Source organism: Halomonas aquatica, assembly GCF_040196335.1.
Taxonomy (GTDB): domain Bacteria; phylum Pseudomonadota; class Gammaproteobacteria; order Pseudomonadales; family Halomonadaceae; genus Halomonas; species Halomonas aquatica.
This window is the reverse complement of sequence record NZ_JBEGCJ010000006.1, coordinates 101,852-121,272: the sequence shown is the minus strand read 5'-3', so window position 1 is coordinate 121,272 and position 19,421 is coordinate 101,852. Positions and strand designations below refer to the sequence as shown.

The 19,421-nt window shown below is 66.0% G+C and carries 19 protein-coding genes; 12 read left to right on the top strand and 7 right to left on the bottom strand.

Going from position 1 to position 19,421, the window contains the following annotated elements:
• Window positions 1–15 precede the first annotated feature (15 nt).
• Both ABE960_RS13850 and rsmD read right to left on the bottom strand, forming a co-directional pair.
• Complete coding sequence (locus ABE960_RS13850) at window positions 16–207, bottom strand: cell division protein ZapB (protein WP_349762890.1); 192 nt, start codon at window positions 205–207, stop codon at window positions 16–18.
• An 84-nt stretch (window positions 208–291) separates the two neighbouring features.
• Window positions 292–954 carry a 16S rRNA (guanine(966)-N(2))-methyltransferase RsmD gene (rsmD, locus tag ABE960_RS13845; protein ID WP_349762888.1) on the bottom strand — a complete coding sequence of 221 codons (663 nt, stop codon included), beginning with the start codon at window positions 952–954 and terminating at the stop codon, window positions 292–294.
• A 90-nt stretch (window positions 955–1,044) separates the two neighbouring features.
• Between rsmD and ftsY the strand changes: the two genes are divergently transcribed.
• The 4 genes from ftsY (at window position 1,045) to rpoH (ending at window position 4,933) form a co-directional block, all read left to right on the top strand.
• Window positions 1,045–2,286, top strand: coding sequence for a signal recognition particle-docking protein FtsY (gene ftsY / locus ABE960_RS13840; protein WP_349762887.1), 1,242 nt, complete (start codon window positions 1,045–1,047; stop codon window positions 2,284–2,286).
• On the top strand, window positions 2,283–2,951 hold the full coding sequence (ftsE, locus tag ABE960_RS13835; protein ID WP_349762886.1) for a cell division ATP-binding protein FtsE: 669 nt from the start codon (window positions 2,283–2,285) through the stop codon (window positions 2,949–2,951). The genes ftsY and ftsE overlap by 4 nt, the downstream gene beginning before the upstream one ends.
• On the top strand, window positions 2,948–3,919 hold the full coding sequence (gene ftsX, locus ABE960_RS13830; RefSeq protein ID WP_349762885.1) for a permease-like cell division protein FtsX: 972 nt from the start codon (window positions 2,948–2,950) through the stop codon (window positions 3,917–3,919). Before ftsE ends, ftsX begins: the two co-directional genes overlap by 4 nt.
• A 147-nt stretch (window positions 3,920–4,066) precedes the next feature.
• Window positions 4,067–4,933: an RNA polymerase sigma factor RpoH gene (gene rpoH, locus ABE960_RS13825; protein WP_349762884.1), complete on the top strand. Its 867-nt coding sequence runs from the start codon at window positions 4,067–4,069 to the stop codon at window positions 4,931–4,933.
• Between the two features lie 147 nt (window positions 4,934–5,080).
• Here the strand turns inward: rpoH and slmA are convergent, their stop codons facing one another.
• From slmA to coaBC, 5 genes are read right to left on the bottom strand one after another with little or no spacing between them, the layout of a single operon-like run.
• Window positions 5,081–5,692: a nucleoid occlusion factor SlmA gene (gene slmA / locus ABE960_RS13820; protein ID WP_349762883.1), complete on the bottom strand. Its 612-nt coding sequence runs from the start codon at window positions 5,690–5,692 to the stop codon at window positions 5,081–5,083.
• A gap of 48 nt (window positions 5,693–5,740) precedes the next feature.
• Complete coding sequence (argB, locus tag ABE960_RS13815) at window positions 5,741–6,658, bottom strand: acetylglutamate kinase (RefSeq protein ID WP_349762882.1); 918 nt, start codon at window positions 6,656–6,658, stop codon at window positions 5,741–5,743.
• Between the two features lie 40 nt (window positions 6,659–6,698).
• Complete coding sequence (locus tag ABE960_RS13810) at window positions 6,699–8,099, bottom strand: phosphomannomutase/phosphoglucomutase (RefSeq protein WP_349762881.1); 1,401 nt, start codon at window positions 8,097–8,099, stop codon at window positions 6,699–6,701.
• Window positions 8,100–8,130: 31 nt separating this feature from the next.
• Complete coding sequence (gene dut / locus ABE960_RS13805) at window positions 8,131–8,598, bottom strand: dUTP diphosphatase (RefSeq protein ID WP_349762880.1); 468 nt, start codon at window positions 8,596–8,598, stop codon at window positions 8,131–8,133.
• A gap of 22 nt (window positions 8,599–8,620) precedes the next feature.
• The gene (gene coaBC, locus ABE960_RS13800; RefSeq protein WP_349762879.1) at window positions 8,621–9,889 is read right to left on the bottom strand and encodes a bifunctional phosphopantothenoylcysteine decarboxylase/phosphopantothenate--cysteine ligase CoaBC; all 1,269 of its coding nucleotides are present in this window, start codon (window positions 9,887–9,889) and stop codon (window positions 8,621–8,623) included.
• A 111-nt stretch (window positions 9,890–10,000) separates the two neighbouring features.
• On the opposite strand from coaBC, the gene radC reads away from it, so the two are divergent.
• The 8 genes from radC (at window position 10,001) to ABE960_RS13760 (ending at window position 19,346) form a co-directional block, all read left to right on the top strand.
• Window positions 10,001–10,675 (top strand): RadC family protein, encoded by a 675-nt coding sequence (radC, locus tag ABE960_RS13795; protein ID WP_349762878.1) that lies wholly within the window; start codon window positions 10,001–10,003, stop codon window positions 10,673–10,675.
• Window positions 10,676–10,813: 138 nt separating this feature from the next.
• Window positions 10,814–13,813 carry a CheR family methyltransferase gene (locus ABE960_RS13790; RefSeq protein WP_349762877.1) on the top strand — a complete coding sequence of 1,000 codons (3,000 nt, stop codon included), beginning with the start codon at window positions 10,814–10,816 and terminating at the stop codon, window positions 13,811–13,813.
• 64 nt (window positions 13,814–13,877) lie between these two features.
• On the top strand, window positions 13,878–16,043 hold the full coding sequence (locus ABE960_RS13785; protein WP_349762876.1) for a putative bifunctional diguanylate cyclase/phosphodiesterase: 2,166 nt from the start codon (window positions 13,878–13,880) through the stop codon (window positions 16,041–16,043).
• A gap of 405 nt (window positions 16,044–16,448) precedes the next feature.
• Window positions 16,449–16,685, top strand: coding sequence for a 50S ribosomal protein L28 (rpmB, locus tag ABE960_RS13780; protein ID WP_071944134.1), 237 nt, complete (start codon window positions 16,449–16,451; stop codon window positions 16,683–16,685).
• A 24-nt stretch (window positions 16,686–16,709) separates the two neighbouring features.
• Entirely contained in the window at window positions 16,710–16,865 is a 156-nt protein-coding gene (gene rpmG / locus ABE960_RS13775; protein ID WP_089794646.1) for a 50S ribosomal protein L33, read from the top strand.
• 94 nt (window positions 16,866–16,959) lie between these two features.
• Window positions 16,960–17,796, top strand: coding sequence for a bifunctional DNA-formamidopyrimidine glycosylase/DNA-(apurinic or apyrimidinic site) lyase (gene mutM / locus ABE960_RS13770; protein WP_349762875.1), 837 nt, complete (start codon window positions 16,960–16,962; stop codon window positions 17,794–17,796).
• A 29-nt stretch (window positions 17,797–17,825) separates the two neighbouring features.
• On the top strand, window positions 17,826–19,019 hold the full coding sequence (locus ABE960_RS13765) for a class I SAM-dependent rRNA methyltransferase (protein ID WP_349762874.1): 1,194 nt from the start codon (window positions 17,826–17,828) through the stop codon (window positions 19,017–19,019).
• Between the two features lie 6 nt (window positions 19,020–19,025).
• On the top strand, window positions 19,026–19,346 hold the full coding sequence (locus ABE960_RS13760; protein ID WP_349762938.1) for a putative signal transducing protein: 321 nt from the start codon (window positions 19,026–19,028) through the stop codon (window positions 19,344–19,346).
• The last annotated feature ends 75 nt before the right edge of the window (window positions 19,347–19,421 follow it).

Genomic DNA, 19,421 nt, shown 5'->3' with positions numbered 1-19,421 from the left:
CCCTCTCTCAAACGCTCAACTGCTGGTGGTCTCGACCTCTTCGAACTTGCCCAGCAGGGCGGAAAGCCGACGTTCCCACTCCTGGCGTTCCTGCTTCAGGCGAGCGTTTTCCTCGCGCAGCTCCTCGGCTTCCATCTTCATCAATTCCAGGGCCTCGACGGCGCTGGTGACCTTCTGATCGAGCTGGTTGAAGAGTTCGATGCTCATCCTGTTCTCCTGACAACATCCTGCTGATCGGGCCTTGCCCGGTGGGGTTTCCTTCAGCGGGCAGCGTAACGCCGCGGCCGGGACTCAGCAATCCCCGGCGAGCGACTGGTCCATGCCGTGCCGGCAGTGGAAGAGCCGCCCGGTGCTGTCGCCGGCCCGCACCTCGCGGTGCAACTGCCAACTTGCCGGTACCTCGGGGTCGAGCGACGACTCGGTTTCCAGGTAGACGAGGGCGTCATCGGCTAGCCAGCCTGCCTCCAGGGCGGTGCAGCAGGCTGCTGCCAGGCCCTGGCGGAAGGGCGGATCGAGGAAGGCCAGCGAGAAGGGAGTGGGGGTGCCGGTCAGGAAGGCCTGGGCATCCGCGGTCACCAGCCGGCCTCGGTCGGTGGCTCCCAGGGTGTCGAGGTTGTCGGCCAGTTGTCGCGCCACTCGTGGGTCTCGCTCGACGAACACCGCCTCCCGGGCGCCCCGTGACAGGGCCTCCAGGCCGAGCGCCCCCGTGCCCGCGAAGAGGTCGAGGACCCGGGCCCCGGGGGTGGCGGTGGTGAGCCAGTTGAACAGGGTTTCGCGCACCCGGTCGGGGGTGGGGCGCAGGCCGGGATGGTCCAGCACGGGGAGCTGGCGGCGGCGGTAGTCGCCGCCGATCAGGCGCAGCCGTCCGGGGGGCCGGCGGCCGGCGCCCTTATCAGGGGAGCCGCCGGAGGCCGGACGGCGGGACTTGCGGGGTGGGGGGCGGCGGCGTGTCATGGGCCGGATTGTAACCGCCGGCTTGTCCACAGTCATGGTGCGCGATGGTAGGATGAGACGATTCGTTCATCCGTGAGGCGTGATCCCCCCATGTTCGGTTTTCTCAAGCGCAACAAGCAGCAGGAAGAGCAGCAGGCGACGCCGGAACAGGAGGCCGAACGCCGGTCGCAAGAGGATGCGGTGGAATCCGCGTCCACCGACGAGGTGACCCCCGAGCCCGAGCCACGACTCGAGGAAAAGGGCGAACCGGCCACCGCTTCCGAACCTGCACGGCAGTCTGGGTCGGCCACCGAGCCGGAGGAAGACGTTGTCCCCGGACTCGCTTCCGAGCCGGAACCGGCGTCGGCACCCGCCCGGGCTGCCCTGCAGGAGAAGCCGGTCAGCGAGAAGAAGGGCTGGTTCGCCCGCATCCGCGCCGGGCTCGGCAAGACCCGCGCCAACCTCACCGACGGCCTGGCCGACCTCTTCATGGGCCGCAAGCAGATCGATGACGACCTGATGGAGGAGCTCGAGACCCACTTGCTGATGGCGGACGTGGGCATCGAGGCGACCACCGATATCATCGACCGGCTCGCCGACCGGGTCTCGCGCAAGGAACTCAAGGATCCCCAGGCGCTCTACCGTGCCCTGCAGGAGGAGCTGGCGGCGATGCTCGAGCCCGTGACCCGGCCCATGGCCCTGCCGCCGAAGGGAGAGGGTCCCTTCGTGATCCTGGTGGTCGGCGTCAACGGCGTGGGCAAGACCACCACCATCGGTAAGCTGACCCAGCGCTTCCAGCGTGACGGCCGCAGCGTGATGCTGGCCGCCGGTGACACCTTCCGGGCGGCCGCCGTGGAACAGCTCAAGGTGTGGGGTGAGCGTAACGACGTCCCGGTGATCGCCCAGCACACCGGCGCCGACAGCGCCTCGGTGATCTTCGACGCGCTCTCGGCGGCCAAGGCTCGTGGGGTGGACGTGCTGATCGCCGACACCGCCGGACGCCTGCACAACAAGGCCCACCTGATGGAGGAGCTCAAGAAGGTCCACCGAGTGATGGGCAAGGTCGACGCCAGTGCCCCCCACGAGGTGATGCTGGTACTCGATGCCGGGACCGGGCAGAACGCCCTCTCTCAGGCCTCGACCTTCAACGAGGCGGTCCCGATCACCGGCGTGACCCTGACCAAGCTCGACGGCACGGCAAAGGGCGGCATCATCTTCGCCCTGGCGCGTCAGCTCGGCACCCCGATCCGTTTCATCGGTGTCGGCGAGTCCCTGGATGACCTGCGCCCCTTCGTGGCGAGCGAGTTCGTCGATGCGCTGTTCGACCGTGAGCCGGACTCGCCCGCGCCATGATCGCCTTCGAGCACGTCGGCAAGCGCTACGGAGGGCGCTTCGAGGCGCTCGCCAATATCGACTTCCGCGTGCGCCGTGGCGAGATGGTCTTCCTGACCGGTCACTCCGGGGCGGGCAAGAGTTCTCTGCTGCGGCTGATCATGCGCCTGGAGCGACCCAGTCGTGGTCGTGTACGGGTGGCGGGCCATGATATCGATCGCCTGCACCACAGCCAGATTCCCTTCTACCGTCGCCAGATCGGCGTGGTCTTCCAGGACCACCAGTTGCTCTTCGATCGTTCGATCTACCACAACGTGGCGCTGCCCCTTGAGATCCAGGGTGTCGAGCATCGAGAGGCTGCCCGTCGGGTGAGGGCGGCGCTGGACAAGGTGGGGCTGCTGCATCGCGAAGCGGCCTTGCCCATCGAACTTTCCGGCGGTGAGCAGCAGCGGGTCGGCATCGCCCGAGCAGTGGTCAACAAGCCAGCGCTGCTGCTGGCCGACGAGCCCACCGGCAATCTCGATCCCCAGCTCTCCGCCGATATCATGGCGTTGTTCGAGGACTTCAATCGCATCGGCACCACGGTCATGGTCGCCAGCCATGACCTGGCACTGATCGCCCGGTTGCGTCACCGCACCCTGCGGCTGAGCGATGGCCGCCTGGTGGCCGACGAGGAGGTCGCATGAGCCGCCCCGACGCCTCCCCCCGCGGTGCCCGCACGCATCGACCGGTCAGCGTCGTTCGCTGGCGCTCCTGGGGCCGACACCACCGGGCCATGGCCGTCGACAGCGCCCGCCGGCTTCTGCGTCGGCCCCTGGGCAGCCTGATGACCATGCTGGCCATTGCCATCGCCCTGGTGCTGCCGGCCGGCCTCTGGCTGGCCCTCGACAGCGCCCGCCTGCTCGATGCCGAGCTGGAGGAGAGCGCCACGCTCACCGCCTATCTGGACGCACGCGTCGGGGAGGCCGAGGCCGGACGCATCGATGAGGCCCTGGCCGCCCAGGCGGGCGTGGCCGACACCCGCCTGATCACCGCCGCCGAGGGCATGGCCGAGTTCCAGCAGGCGCTGGGGCTGAAGGACGCCCTGGCGCGACTCGAGACTAACCCCCTGCCGGCCAGTGTGGTGGTCCACCCCGCGGATCCCGATCCCGAGGCGGTGCGCCGTCTTGCCGACGCCCTCGAGTCCATCCCCGGCGTCGACGAGGTCCGCCTGGACCTCGCCTGGCTGGAGCGTCTCAGATACCTGGCCGAGCTGGGTCAGCGCGTTACCCTGGCGCTGGGCGTGCTGTTCGCGCTGGGGGTTCTGCTGGTGGTCGGCAACACCATCCGGTTGGCCGTGGAGAGCCGTCGCCAGGAGATCGAGGTAGTCACCTTGATCGGTGCCACCCATGCCTTCGTGCGCCGCCCCTTCCTCTACAGCGGCGCCTGGTTCGGCCTGGGTGGCGGCCTGTTGGCCTGGGGCCTGCTGACCCTGGGCAGTGACTGGCTTTCGGCACCGGTCTCTGCGCTGGCCGCCAGCTACGGGGCCAGCTTCCACTTGCCGCAGCTGGGGGCCGAAGGGTCTACAATTCTGCTGGCCTGTAGTACACTTCTCGGCTGGCTGGGAGCCTGGATCGCCGTGAATCGTCACCTTGCGGAGATCCGGCCTCGTTAAGTCGAGTTGCCGGTCGATTTTTCGGTTTCTCCGGCAAGAGCCGGAACTTTCAACGGTCTTGACCGTCTTATTCAGCAGTCTCGCATAGCACTTGGCAAACAGCATTTCACGCACAGCTCTTTGGGCTTCGAAGGAGACAACCTGCACATGAGCACCAGTCTTCTGCCGGTGGGTCAACTCTCCCCGGGTCATGACCTGAACGGATATATCCAGGCGGTCAACGGCATTCCCATGCTGACCGTCGATGAGGAACGCGATCTGGCTTTCCGCCTGCATGACGAGGGGGACCTCGAGGCTGCTCGTCGCCTGGTGCTGTCGCATCTGCGCTTCGTCGTCTATATCGCCCGCAGCTACTCCGGCTATGGCCTGCCCCAGGCCGACCTGATCCAGGAAGGGAACGTCGGCCTGATGAAAGCCGTCAAGCGTTTCGATCCCAACCAGGGGGTGCGGTTGGTTTCCTTCGCCGTGCACTGGATCAAGGCCGAGATCCATGAGTTCGTGCTGCGCAACTGGCGCATCGTCAAGATCGCCACGACCAAGGCACAGCGGAAGCTGTTCTTCAACCTGCGCGGCGCCAAGAAGCGCCTGGCCTGGCTGAACAGCGACGAAGTGGAGGCCATCGCCAACGATCTGGACGTCAAGCCCGAGGTGGTGCGTGAGATGGAAGGGCGCCTGTCGGCTCATGATGCCGGCTTCGATGCCGCGCCGGGGGAGGACGACGAGTCCGCCTACCAGGCGCCGGTGCACTTCCTCGACGATGCCAGCGCCGATCCGGCCACCCAGGTCGAGGACAGCGACTGGGAGCAGGACGCCACCCATCGCCTGCAGCAGGCCCTCGAGACCCTCGATGAGCGCTCCAGGGACATCCTGCAGCGCCGCTGGCTCGGGGACGGCAAGGCAACCCTGCACGAGCTGGCCGATGTCTATGGCGTCTCTGCCGAGCGCATCCGGCAGCTCGAGAAGAACGCCATGAAGAAGATCCGCCAGCAGATCGGTGACGCCCTGGCGGCGTGAAAGCACTGAGCTGAAAGCGCCCAGCCGTTCATCGACGGGCGGCAGGTGTAAGCAGAAACGAGAACCCCCGCTGGAGCTGATCCGGCGGGGGTTCTTCGTTGCGGATGAGACCGGCGTGGGCATCAACCTGTCCGGCGCCAGGCGGCCCTATGCCAGCTGCGGATTCTCGCGCAGCAGCTGCGCCGAGAGCAGCGCCCACTGGTCGTCCCAGTGCTCGGTGGGGCGATGGCGAAAGTCGCTGCGCACGTAGCGCGAGATCTGACCCTCGATATGGGCCAGCATCAGGTTGGCGGCGGATGAGACCGGCAGGGTGGGGCGGCGCCCTTCGTGCAGTTCGGCCTCGCGAAGCACTTGCTTGAGCTGGGTCTCCAGGCGTTCGAAGAGCTGGTGGATGCGAAGGCGCAGCCTGGCCGTCTCGCCGGTCAGGGCATCGCCTCCCAGCAGTCGCGAGAGACCCGGGTTCTTCTCGGCGAAGGCCAGCACCAGGGTGAGGATCTGGCCGCAGCGCGGTATCGCCTCCGGCACCTCGTCGAGGATCCGGCCGATGCGCTCGAAGAGGCTCTCTTCGATGAACTCGATCAGACCCTCGAACATTCGTGCCTTGCTGGGGAAGTGGCGATAGAGCGCTGCCTCCGAGACGCCGACCTGGCGGGCCAGGGCGGCCACGGTGATGCGCTTGCCGCTATCTTCCTCCAGCATCAGCGCCAGGCCCTGCAGGATCTGCTCTCGGCGGCTGGGGGTGGGGATTTCCTGCGTCATGTCGTTATGTTCTTGTCGGTCGGGTGGATCGGACTGGCCCCTAGGGGCTCAGCTTGCGTTCGGTTCCTGCGGGATATCGGTGATCAGGGTGCCCACCCCGGCGTTGGTGAAGATCTCCAGCAGCGTGGCGTGGGGCACCCGGCCGTCGATGATGTGGGCGCTCTTGACGCCTCCCTTCACGGCGTCGAGGGCGCATCGGATCTTCGGCAGCATGCCGCCATGGATGGTGCCGTCACTGATCAGGGCGTCCACCTGGGCGGTGGACAGCCCAGTGAGCACCTCGCCCTCGGCGTTCATCAGGCCGGCCACGTTGGTCAGCAGCATGAGCTTCTCGGCATCCAGGGCCTCCGCCACCTTGCCGGCCACCAGGTCGGCGTTGATGTTGTAGCTTTTGCCCTTCTCATCCACCCCGATGGGGGCGATCACCGGGATGAAGTCCCGGGCGGCAAGCATCTCGATCAGGTCGGTGGAGATATGCTCCACCTCGCCCACGTGGCCGATGTCGATGATCTCCGGCGCGGTCATCTCCGGGCTCTGGTGCTCCACCTTGAGCTGTCGGGCACGGATCTGGGCACCGTCCTTGCCGGTCAGGCCGATGGCCTTGCCGCCGCTCTGGTTGATCAGGTTGACGATCCCCTTGTTGACCAGCCCGCCCAGCACCATTTCTACCACGTCCATGGTCTCGGCGTCGGTGACCCTCATGCCGTTGACGAAGCGCGACTCGATGTTGAGCTTGGCCAGCAGGTCACCGATCTGAGGGCCCCCGCCATGCACCACCACCGGATTGATGCCGACTTCCTTCATCAGCACCATGTCGCGGGCGAAGGAGTCGATCAGTGTGTCCTCGGTCATGGCGTTGCCACCGTACTTCACCACCACGGTCTTGCCGGAGAAGCGCTGTATGTAGGGCAGCGCCTCCGATAGCACCTCCACCACCAGGCGCGGGTCGCGGGTCTGTTCGGTCATGTCGTGTTCCGTATCCTGTGTTCGTGTGGCGAGCCGCCACTCAGAGCGGCAGTTCGAGCTCGGGCGATACCTGGGTGAGGGCATCGGCGAAACGGGCGCGGATGCGGGTCAGCGCCGTTTCGTCCTTGCCCTCGAAGCGCAGCACCAGCACCGGCGTGGTGTTGGAGGCGCGACACAGGCCCCAGCCGTCCGGGTAGTCGACGCGGATGCCGTCCAGGGTGGTCTTGATGCCCTCGTCGCCGAAGTCCCCCTCCCGGGCGAGCCGGCCCACCAGGTCGAACTTGGTCTCGTCGGTCACGGTGATGTTGATCTCCGGGGTGCTGAGGTCCTGAGGATAGCGGGCGAAGAAGGCGTCAGCGTCCAGGCCTGTCGTGGAGCGTTGCTTCGAGAGGATCTCCAGCAGCCGCGCCGCGGCGTAGAGGCCATCGTCGAAGCCATACCAGCGCTCCTGGAAGAAGATATGACCGCTCATCTCGCCGGCAAGCTGAGCGCCGGTCTCCTTCATGCGCGCCTTGATCAGCGAGTGGCCGGTGCGCCACATCTCGGGCGTGCCGCCCGCTTCCTCGATCACCCGGGTCAGGTTGCCGGTGCACTTGACGTCGAAGATCACGCGGGCGCCTGGGTTGCGCTCGAGCATGTCCTCGGCGAAGGCCATCAGCAGGTGGTCGGGATAGATCAGCTTGCCGCTCGGGGTGATCACGCCCAGGCGGTCGCCGTCGCCGTCGAAGGCCAGGCCGATGTCGGCGCCGGTTTCCTGCACGGTGCGGATCAGGTCCTTCAGGTTCTCGGGCTTGCCCGGGTCCGGGTGGTGGTTGGGGAAGGTGCCGTCGATCTCGGCGAACAGCGGGATCATCTCGGCCCCGAGGCGCTCGACCAGCCGGGGGCCGAGTTCACCGGCCACGCCGTTGCCGCAGTCGACCACGGCCTTGAGCGGGCGAGAAAGCGTCACGTCGCCGAGGATGCGCTCCAGGTAGGCGTCACGCACGTCTTCCTCACGTGTGCTGCCCTGCCCCTCGGTGAGGTCTCTCGTCGCGATACGGGTGTGAAGCGCGGTGATGGCCTCGCCCGAGAGCGTCTCGCCGCCCAGCACGATCTTGAAGCCGTTGTAGTCCGGGGGGTTGTGGCTGCCGGTGACCATGACGCCTGAGTCGGTGCCCTCGAGCACGTGGGTGGCATAGTAGAGTACCGGGGTGGGGACCATGCCGATGTCGACGACATCGCACCCTGTTGATGTCAGGCCGCGGGTCAGGGCCGCCAGTAGCCGCGGGCCCGAAAGGCGCCCGTCGCGGGCGACGACCACGGTGGATTCGCCGCGGGAGCGGGCCTCGCTGCCGATGGCGAGGCCGATCTGCTCGACACTGGCTTCGGTCAAGGTGTCATCGACGATGCCGCGGATATCGTAGGCGCGGAAGATGGAGGCGGGTACGGTCTCTGTGGTCATGGGGTCGGTCCGTTGTGGGGTATCGAGTGGCTCAGTGCCGGCCCGAGCTGCCGAAGCCGCCGGCGCCTCGAAGGCTGGTGTCGAAGTCGTCGACGATCTCGAGCTCGGCCTGCACCACCGGGACAAGCACATACTGGGCCAGCCGCTCGAAGGGCTCGATGGTGAAGGCCGCATCGCCACGGTTCCATGTGGAGATCATCAGCTCGCCCTGGTAGTCGGAATCGATGAGGCCCACCAGGTTGCCCAACACGATGCCGTGTTTATGGCCCAGTCCCGATCGGGGCAGGATCATCCCGGCGAGGCCCGGATCGGCGATATGGATGGCGAGCCCGGTGCGGACCAGCTCGCACTGCCCCGGCGCCAGGGTCAGCGGGGCGTCGAGCAGGGCGCGCAGGTCCATGCCGGCGGAACCGTCGGTGGCGTAGTGGGGCATCACGTCACGCAGGCGCTCATCGAGCAGCTTGACGGCGAGGCGCGGGCGTTCGGGGGCGAGAGACATCGGGGCTCCTTGGGGTGAGGTGTCAGGGGGCGCGGCGTGACGGCAGGCAGGCCAGGGCGCGGCGCATTACCGCCAGGGCGAGCTCGGTCTTGGGCTGGGGCGCCAGGCTCTCGCTGCTCTCGGTGTCGCCGTCCCGCCACAGCATCAGGGCGGCATTGTGATCGGTGCCGAAACCGATCTCGGGGCTCGAGACGTCGTTGGCGACGATCATGTCCAGCCCCTTGCGGGTCAGCTTGTCCCGAGCATAAGTCTCCAGGTCGCGGGTCTCGGCCGCGAACCCCATCACGAAGGGACCCTCCGCCAGGGCCGCCACCGCGGCGATGATATCGGGATTCTTCACCAGGCGCAGGGTGAGTCCCTCCTCGCCCTCGACCTTCTTGATCTTGTGCGCGGCGGGCTCCTCGGCGCGGTAGTCGGCCACGGCGGCGCAGCCGATGAAGAGGTCGCTGTCACGGGCCAGCCGCTGGGCGACCTCGTGCATCTCCCCGGCCGTCTGTACGTCGATGCGCTCGACGCCCTGGGGAGTGGGCAGCGACACCGGACCACTGATGAGGCGTACTCGGGCCCCGAGCGATGCGGCGGCGGCGGCCAGGGCATAGCCCATCTTGCCGGAGCTGTGATTGGAGAGGTAGCGCACCGGGTCCAGCGGCTCACGGGTGGGGCCGGCGGTGATGGTCACGGTCAGGCCGTCGGCCTCACGCGCCGCAGGCGACAGGGCCGGCGTGTCGTGAGACGCCGTGGAAAGCAGCGCCTCAAGGATCGCCTCTGGCTCCAGCATGCGACCCGGCCCCACGTCGCCGCAGGCCTGGTCTCCGCTGGCCGGTCCCAGCAGCTGCCAGCCGTCCTGAACGAGTTGGCCGGCATTGCGCCGGGTGGCGGGATGGCGCCACATGGCCTGGTTCATGGCCGGGGCCATCACCTTCTCGGCGTCGCTCGCCAGGCACAGGGTGGTCAGCAGGTCGTCCGCGAGGCCCTGGGCGAGGCGAGCCATCAGGTCGGCGGTGGCCGGGGCGATCAGGATGGTGTCGGCCCAGCGGGCCAGCTCGATATGGCCCATGCCGGCCTCGGCCTCGGGATCCAGCAGCGAGGTTCGAACGGGCTCGCCGGTCAGCGCCTGCAGCGTCAGCGGCGTGATGAAGGCCTGAGCGCCCTCGGTCATGACCACGCGCACCTCGCAGCCGGCCTGCTTGAGCAGGCGGGCGAGCTGGGCGCTCTTGTAGGCGGCGATGCCGGCACTGATGCCGAGCAGAATCCGGCGGCCGCTGCTCCGTGTGCCGGGCAGTGAAGACATGGCGGTATCCGAGCGGAAATCGGGGTCTCTACCTTACCACCGGCGTCCGACCTTGCGTAGCCGCCGGGCCGACTACACTGACACTCACGGAAGGCGGGCAGGGAGGCAGGGATGTCGATTCGCGACTGGCCGGAAGGGGAGCGACCCAGGGAGAAGCTGCTGGCCCTCGGCGTGGAGGCCCTCTCCGATGCGGAGCTGCTGGCGATCTTCCTCCGCGTGGGCGTGGCGGGACGCTCGGCGGTGGACCTGGCGCGGGACCTGCTCTCGGCCTTCGGCGGGCTGCGTCCGCTGCTCGAGGCCGACCAGGCGCGCTTCTGCGCCGAGCGGGGCATGGGCATGGCCACCTACGTGCAGCTCCAGGCCACCCTGGAGCTGTCGCGACGCCACCTCGCCAGCCAGCTGGAACGCGGGGATGCGCTGACCTCACCCTCGCTGGTGCGCACCTATCTTGCCGCGAAGCTTCGCCACCTCGGCCACGAGGAGTTCGCCGCCCTCTTCCTCGACAGCCAGCACCGGGTGATCCGCTACGAGTCGCTGTTCCGCGGCACCCTGGACAGTGCCTCGGTCTATCCCCGCGAGGTGGCCCGGCGCGCCCTGGCGCTGGGCGCCGGGGCGATGATCTTCGCCCATAACCATCCTTCTGGCGTCGCCGAACCGAGCGATGCCGACCGCCGCATCACCGACCGGTTGCGCGAGGCGCTCTCGCTCTTCGAGATACGGGTGCTGGACCATTTCGTGGTGGGAGACGGCGAGGTGGTCTCCTTCGCCGAGAGAGGATGGCTGTAGATCAGGCTGGCCACGATTTTCCTGACAGAGCGCAATGCAAGGACCCGGTTTGCCAGGGGCGAAAGACGCTCCCGTGAACAAGATGGGATAAACTGTGAGGAGATAAGAGACTGACATCCCTTTATCCGAGATTAGCCCATGCCGTCATCGAACACTGATTCCCCTGCGGACGCCCTACCGGTCGTCGGTATCGGGGGATCGGCCGGATCTCTTCAGCCCCTCAAGTCCTTTCTGGCCAACCTGCCTGCCGATACGGGAGCTGCGTATGTCATCGTCACCCACCATCCCAGTGGCGAGCGCAGTCTTTTGCCTGAAATCCTCGGTCCACAAACGGCCATGCCCGTCCAGATGGTCGCGGAGGGAGAAACCCTCTTGCCGAATCGAGTCTATGTAGCGCTGCCGGACGACGGCTGGATCTTTTGCCGGGGCCAACTGGTTCGGTCTCGGAAGGCCCGAGAACATCCAGTGACCCCCTTGCCGGCGGGGGAGCGGCGGCGGCCCGGCCCACCTCACTCCATCGACGCCTTTTTTCGCACCCTGGCGGAGGAGGCTGGGCACCGGGCCCTCGCGATTGTCCTGTCCGGAACGGGCAGCGATGGCACCTTGGGGATCCAGGTCGTCAAGTCCCTTTCCGGCATGGTCATGGCTCAGGACCCGGATACCGCCGAGTTCGGGGATATGCCGGCTAATGCGATTGCAACCGGCCAGGTGGACTACGTGCTGCCACCGGCGGATATGCCGGCCACCTTGACCGGCTATCTCCGCTCACAGATCCATCGCCAGACGGCCCTGTCGGGTCATCAGCCGGCGATCCCGCAGGGTCTGATGAGCCAGATCCTGAACCGGGTGAAGCTTCGTACCGGCCACGATTTCTCGGGTTACAAGTCCAGCACGCTGACTCGGCGCCTGGAGCGGCGCATGGACCTGCGGCAACTCCCCGATCCCCAGGCGTATCTGGACTATCTGCAGTCCCATCCCGAGGAAGTCAATCTCCTGTTCCAGGAGTTCCTTATCAGTGTCACCAACTTCTTCCGGGACCCTCCAGTCTGGGCCGCGCTAGGCAAGACGCTGCCGGCGATGCTGCAAGAGGCGGCCCGGACGGGACAGGAGTTCCGAGCCTGGGTAGTGGGCTGTGCCACCGGTGAGGAGGCCTTCACCCTGGCCATCCTTATCCGGGAATGCCTGATTGACTGGGAGGAGGTTCCGGAGGTCAGAATTTTCGCTACCGATGTGGATCAGGCAGCCATCGAAACGGCGCGAAGGGGGCGCTATCCGGCCGGCATCGCTCAGGATCTGTCCGAGTCTCACCTGCGGCGGCATTTCTCCGCCGAAAACGACACCTATCGGATCAGCCGGGAGGTGCGGGACATGGTGGTGTTCGCCGAGCATAACGCCCTTCAGGACCCGCCATTCACCGGCCTGGACCTCGTTACCTGTCGCAACCTGCTGATCTATCTGGAACGGGACCGTCAGGAGCGCCTCCTGGCGGTATTCCGCTACGCCCTGCGCAGTCACGGGCTGCTGCTGCTGGGACCCTCAGAGAGCATGGACCACCAGAGTGAGGCCTTCTCCGTGGTGGATAAGGATGCCCGGATCTACCGGGTGGCCGAGAGCTCCTTGACCATTCGCCTGCCCACGATGCCGAACCCCAGCCGTTTTCGCAGACTGCCCCACCAGGCGCCCACCGAGAGCTCGGCAACGGCGTCGGTCGACAACCTCTCCCACAGCGTGGAGCGCCTTATCGCGCTGCAGTTTGCTCCGCCGGCGGTAGTCGTCAACGACTGCGGCGAGGTGGTATATGTCCACGGACGAATCGGCAAGTTCCTGGAACCTGCCAGTGGTCCCACTCGGAATCGGCTGCTGGAGATGGCACGGCCGGGGCTGCGATCGCCGCTGAGTCTGGCGCTGCAGCGGGCGTCGGGCGGTGATGACGATCACGTCAGCCGGGAGGTTCAGGTACAGACCAATGGTGATACTGAACCGGTTCGACTGGAGGTCCACCGGATTCGGACGCCCACCGCATTGAAGGGCTTCTACCTGGTGGCCTTTCATCCAGTCCCTGACACAGGCCCGGCGAGCGGGTCCATCGAGGCACGCGACCCAGCCCCCCATCGTGAGAGCATGGGCAGCGGCGACGGCGATGCCGAGGCGCGTCTGACGCGTGAGCTGGAGGCGCTGCGTCAGGACAAGCAGCTGGCGGTGGAAGAGATGCATGCTGCCAACGAGGAGCTCCAGTCGATGAATGAAGAGCTCCAGTCGATGAACGAGGAGCACCAGAGCAGCAACGAGGAGCTGGAGGCTGCGAAGGAGGAAGTCGAATCCCTCAATCAGGAGCTGCGCAGCGTCAACGCGGAGCTCGGAAATCGCGTTGATACTCTCACCGAGGTCAATGATGATCTCAAGAACCTTCTGGACAGCACCCACCTCGCCACCCTCTTTCTCGACGATGCCCTCAATATCAAGCGGTTCACCCCGGCGATTCAGGATCTGATTGCCGTGCGCCCGACCGACATCGGCCGGCCGCTGAGTGAGCTGACCACCCGGTTGCGCTACGCCACTCTGCTGGCGGACGCCGAGGCGGTGCTGGACACCCTGGTCCCCAAAGAGGTGAAAGTGCAGACGCAGAACGGCCACTGGTATCTGCTGCGCATCCAGCCCTATCGCAGCACACGCAATGTGATCCGGGGGATCGTCTGCACCTTCCAGGACATACAGGCCGCCCAGGGCGTGGCGCACGGTGAGGCGTTTTTCCGGGCGGTCGTGGACACCGTGCGCGAGCCCCTGCTGGTGCTCGATCCTGATCTGCGGGTGGTGTCTGCCAACGATGGCTTCTATCGCACCTTTGCTCTGCGCCCGGAGGCGGTGGAGGGCAAGCGTCTGTTCGATCTGGCTGATGGGCAGTGGGATGATCCGGAATTGAGGGCCCGCCTCCTGGAGGTCTTGCCGCGTCAGCAGGCTTTCTGTGATTTCGAGCTGAGCGTGGCTGTCGGGGAATCGGCGCCGGCGCAATTGTGGTTAAACGCCCGCCGCCTAGAATTGGAAGAGGGCACCGCCATGATTCTGCTCGCCATGGATAGGCAAAGGCCGGCGACCGAGCCCGAGGAGCGCGTCGTAAAGAGTACCGAACATGGACAGTAACGATTTTAAGCCTCTGTCACCGCGGGCCTTGCGCGAGCTGGCTCGTCGTCGCTTGCGTAAAGGCTTGACGAGTGTTGCCAGCTATAACGAGACGTATACCCAGTCCCTGGTATCCGAGCTGGAGCTGCATCAGGAAGAGCTGCGAATCCAGAACGAGGAGCTGAAGCAGGCGCTAGACCGGGTGGAAATCGCTCGGGAAATTGCCCAGAGCCGCTACCGCGATCTGTTCGAGCATGCGCCGATGGGCTATCTCCTCCTGGATGCCAAAGGGGGCATCCATGAGGCCAATCGGGCCGCCAGCTCCCTGCTCGCGCCGGGAACCGATCTGGTGGGCCATGACCTGTCCGCTTTCGTGGCCGCCGAATCCCAGGATGCGCTTCACCTCCACCGCCGCGCACTCGCCGTCGAGGAGACGCCTCAGGCCGTCGATCTGGCCCTGGCAGGGGATGAAAGTGCCCTGCGCATGGTGCGGATGGAGAGCGTGGCAGAGCCCGCCGAGGAGTCTGGTGCCGCTCGCTTCCGCTGTGCCCTGATGGATGTCACGGAACGCCGACGGGTGGAGGATCAACTCAGAATCGCTGCCCGAGTGTACAAGGATGCCGGGGATGCCATCGTCGTGATGGACCCTGCCGGTCGTATCCAGTCCGTCAACAGGGCCTACACCCGGATTACCGGCGATATTGAAAACGATGTGCTGGGGAAGAGCCTGAACAGTCTGGTCAAGACGGATCACCACGGCCAAGTCACATACATGGAGATCTGGGAGACGCTCAACAAGCGGGGTTTCTGGCAGGGAGAGATATGGGGCCGCCGCAAGAGCGGCGAGGTATTCCCGGCGTGGCTGACCCTCAATCGCCTCGACAATGATCGAGGGAAGCCCCGCAATATTGTCGCTGTCTTCTCGGATATCAGTAAAATCAAGGACTCCCAGCGCAAGATCGAGTACCTCGCCAGCCACGATGTGCTGACCGGACTGCCCAACCGCAGTCTGTTCCAGGATCGAGCTCAGCAGGCCCTTGCCCAGGCCCGGCGCAGCGGAAGTCACATGGCCCTCATGTTCCTGGATCTGGACCATTTCAAGGACATCAATGACGCCCTCGGCCACGAGATGGGAGATGCACTGCTGGTACAAGTAGCCGCCAAGCTTCGAGAGTGGGTGCGAGATGTGGACACGGTGGCGCGAATAGGCGGTGACGAATTCACGGTGGTATTCACCGACTGTGATGCCCAAAAGACAGGGTTGATCGCCGAGCACCTGGTGGATAGCCTCGCCGGCACTTTCGAGGTCAGAGGCAGGCACCTGAGCATCAGCGCCAGCGCCGGCCTGGCCTTCTATCCCGGCGACGGCGATGACGTGGACACCCTGTGCCAAGCGGCCGACATGGCCATGTATCGCGCCAAGGAGAGTGGTCGCAATCGGTTGCGATTATATGAGCTAGGGCTGCATGAGCGAATCCTTCAAGACCGAGCGCTCGAGGAGGCGCTGCGCCGGGCCCTCACTCGCCAAGAGCTGCGCCTGATGTATCAGCCCCAGTTCGACGCACGCGACCCCGAGCGGCTCGTGGGGGCCGAGGCCCTGCTGCGCTGGGAGGATCCCGAGAAGGGGACGATCAGCCCGGTGCGGTTTATCCCGATCGCCGAGAGATCCGGTCTGATCACGGAGCTGGGCCAGCGGGTGGTGGCGCTACTGTGCGAGCAGGTGGGCGCCTGGCGGGCCGCTGGACTCGTGCCGCCCCCTATCTCCTTCAATGTCTCGCCCACGGACTTTCGAGGCGGGCAATTCGCCTCGGAGCTGTTCGAGGCCATGGCCCGGCACGGCGTCATGGCGGACCAGCTTCAGGTCGAAGTCACGGAGAGCGCGCTCACCGAGCACTCCGATATCGTCAACCAGGAGATCCATCGGCTTCATACGAAGGGAATCGCACTGGCCATTGACGATTTCGGGACAGGCTACTCCTCGCTGGCCAATCTCAAGCGGCTTCCCCTGGCCGAACTCAAAATCGATAAATCCTTCGTGGACGGCCTGGGTGACAACGAGTACGACGAAGCCATCGGCCGAGCCAGCCTCGCCATGGCCCAGGCCTTCGGGCTGCGGGTCGTGGCCGAGGGCGTCGAGAGCCAAGCGCAGTTGGCCTGGCTGCAGGCGCATGCCTGTGACCGCATCCAGGGGCGCCTTCTCTCCTGTCCCCTGGAAGCCAGCGCCTTTGAGGCCATGCTTTTGACATCCTAATGCGACACGGGGGACAGGCCTGACGATCGATGGGCAGTTCTCCCCCATGAATGAGACGGGTAATAGGGAGACGGGTAGAGGGTTCTGGCACTTTATCGGACGCTTCGCTACACTATGCGCCCGGCTGCGCTCGGCTCCCTTGGGTAAAGGTCCCGGGATCCAGGGTCGCAAGCATGCTTTTCACAATCGGTCGGCCACGTGCGCCGCGCCCCGTTGCGGCGCCACCCGATGCCCCTGCTGGATCCCCGTTCCGTGCTTGCCCGGCGTGGCGGTCTCTGGTATAAAGTGCAGCCTTTGAATTCCCTTGGGTCAAATGCGGCGGGAACTTCCGGTTCGCGGTTTACCCGATAGGTTTGAACACTCAGGCTCAGGTATCGAATATCTGGCCAGCGGTTGGAGGCTCCAATGTCCAAAGTATGTCAGGTTACCGGCAAGCGCCCGGTGACCGGTAACAACGTTTCACACTCCCAGCGCAAGACTCGCCGTCGTTTTGTGCCCAATCTGCATTCCCACCGTTTCTGGGTGGAGTCCGAGAAGCGCTTCGTCAAGCTGCGCGTCTCCTCCAAGGGCATGCGCATCATCGACAAGAAGGGCATCGAGGCGGTGCTCGGCGACATTCGCAAGCGCGGCGACGCGGTCTAAGCGTTCCATCAGGGGAGATACGTCATGCGTGACAAGATCAGAATGATTTCCAGTGCCGGTACCGGCCACTTCTACACCACCGACAAGAACAAGCGGAACACCCCGGACAAGCTCGAGATGAAGAAGTTTGATCCGACGATCCGCAAGCACGTGATGTACAAGGAAGGCAAGATCAAGTAAGCCTTGGTTGCTTCCGCCGCGGGCACAAGCCTGTCCGCCTGAACCCGGCCCGATGGTCGGGTTCTTGCGTATTGTCGTATCGCCGGACGAAACCATGCCCGAGCTGCCCGAAGTCGAGACCACCCGCCGCGGGATCGCCCCCCATGTGGAAGGTCGTGAGATCACCGAGGTGATCGTCCGGCAGGCCCGCCTTCGCGTGCCGGTACCTGCGGATCTCGTCGAGCGTCTCGTCGGGGCGAGGATCGGCGCCCTCTCGCGCCGCGCCAAGTACCTGTTGGTGCCCCTGACGGCACCGGAGCGAGGCGGCTCGGTGGGCACCCTGCTCTGGCATCTGGGCATGTCCGGCAGTCTCCGGCTCGCCCGCCTGGGCGAGCTGCCGAAGAAGCACGACCATGTCGACCTGGTGCTCGACGACGGTGGCATCCTGCGTTACCACGACCCGCGCCGCTTCGGCTTCGTCGACTGGCTCGTCGATGGCATCGAGCAGGATCCGCGCCTGGCTCGGTTGGGGCCGGAGCCGCTGTCCGACGCCTTCGATGGCGCTCGACTCTTCGCCCTGTCCCGAGGTCGGCGCCTCTCGGTGAAGCCCTTCCTGATGGACAATGCCGTGGTGGTGGGGGTGGGCAACATCTACGCCGCCGAGGCACTGTTCCTGGCCGGCATCGACCCGCGTCGAGCCGCCGGGCGCATCTCCCTGGAGCGTTACGACCGGCTCGCGGCGGCGATTCGCGAGGTGCTCGCGGCCGCCATTACCCAGGGCGGTACCACCCTGCGTGACTTCGTCGGCGGCACCGGGGAGCCCGGTTACTTCAAGCAGCGGCTCAATGTCTACGGCCGCGATGGAAAGCCCTGTCGGCGCTGCGGGGCCGAGTTGCGCCTGGTGACGCTGGGCCAGCGGGCCAGCGTGTTCTGCGGCCATTGCCAGACCTGATACCTACTCTTTTCCTTGCGAGATCCCCCATGACCCAGCACACCCTGCGCCTGAAGAAGCATGCCGACCGTCGACTCAAGACCGGCCACCTGTGGCTCTACTCCAACGAGATCGATATCCAGGCCACGCCGATCAAGGACATCGCGCCCGGCGCGCAGGTGGTGGTCGAGGCGGCCAACGGCAAGGCCATGGGGGTAGCCTATGTCAATCCGCACTCGCTGATCTGCGCGCGGGTGGTCTCCCGCGACCCCAAGCAGGGGCTCGACCGCTCGCTGCTGGTCCATCGCCTGAACCAGGCCCTGGCCCTGCGCCAGCGGCTCTTCGACAAGCCCTTCTACCGCCTGGTGCACGGCGAGGGCGACTTGCTGCCGGGGCTGGTCATCGACCGCTTTGGTGACGTCATCGTGGTCCAGCTCAATACCGCCGGCATGCAGGCCGTGGCCGAGGAACTGTTGGATGCCCTGGACAAGGTGCTCTCGCCCGCGGCCGTGGTCTTCCGCAACGACACCAGCGGCCGTCGCCAGGAAGGCCTCGAGGCGAGCGTCGAGGTGGTCAAGGGTGAGCTGCCCGACCAGGTGCTGCTGGAGGAGAACGGCGTACGCTTCGTCGCGCCGGTGCTCGATGGTCAGAAGACCGGCTGGTTCTACGACCACCGGGTCAATCGCACCTGGCTCAACGGCCTGGTGGCCGGCAAGCGGGTGCTGGACCTGTTCAGCTATGTCGGGGGCTGGGGCGTGCAGGCCGCCGCCAGCGGTGCCAGCGAGGTGCTCTGTGTGGATTCCTCCGGCGCGGCACTGGAGCGGGTCGCCGAGAACGCCATCCTCAACGGGCTGCACGAGCAGGTGGCGGTGGGCGAGGGCGACGCCTTCGAGGTGCTCGCCGCCCTCAAGGCCGAGGGTGAGGAGTTCGATGTGGTGATCCTCGACCCGCCGGCCTTCATTCGCAAGCGCAAGGACATCCCCAACGGCGAGCGGGCCTACGGCAAGCTAAACCGCGAGGCGATGCGCCTGCTCGGCCGCGATGGCCTGCTGCTCTCGGCCTCGTGCTCCATGCACCTGGCCCCGGAACGCCTGGTGGACGTGGTGCGCGGCGCGGTTCGCCATCAGGACCGTCAGGGCCAGATCCTCTTCCAGGGCCATCAGGGCCCGGATCATCCGGTACATCCGGCGATTCCCGAGACCTCCTACCTGAAGGCCCTGGGCGTTCGTGTCTTCCGGGACTAGGTCGTGATGGTGCCCGATCATGTCCGTGCCTTCGCCCATTCCAATGCGCTGCTGGTCAGCCATGTGCATAACGTGCTGACCGCGGCCGGGATACCGGCGGAACTGCGCAACATCACCCTGGGCGGCGGCGCCGGTGAGCTGCCGCTGGGCGATTGCGAGCCGGAGGTCTGGGTGGCGCCCCACAATCGCGAGCGGGCCGAGGCGCTGATCCGCCAGGCCCTGGAGGGGGGAAGCGACCGCCCGGCCTGGACCTGCCCCGGGTGCGGCGAGCGCCTCGAGGGCGCCTTCGACACCTGCTGGAGCTGCGGCGCCTCGCGCGAGACGTGACACGGCAGGGTTTCCTGTGGAGGCATTTCTCCACAGAAGATCTTATGGTCAAAAATCCCGTATTTATCGATATTT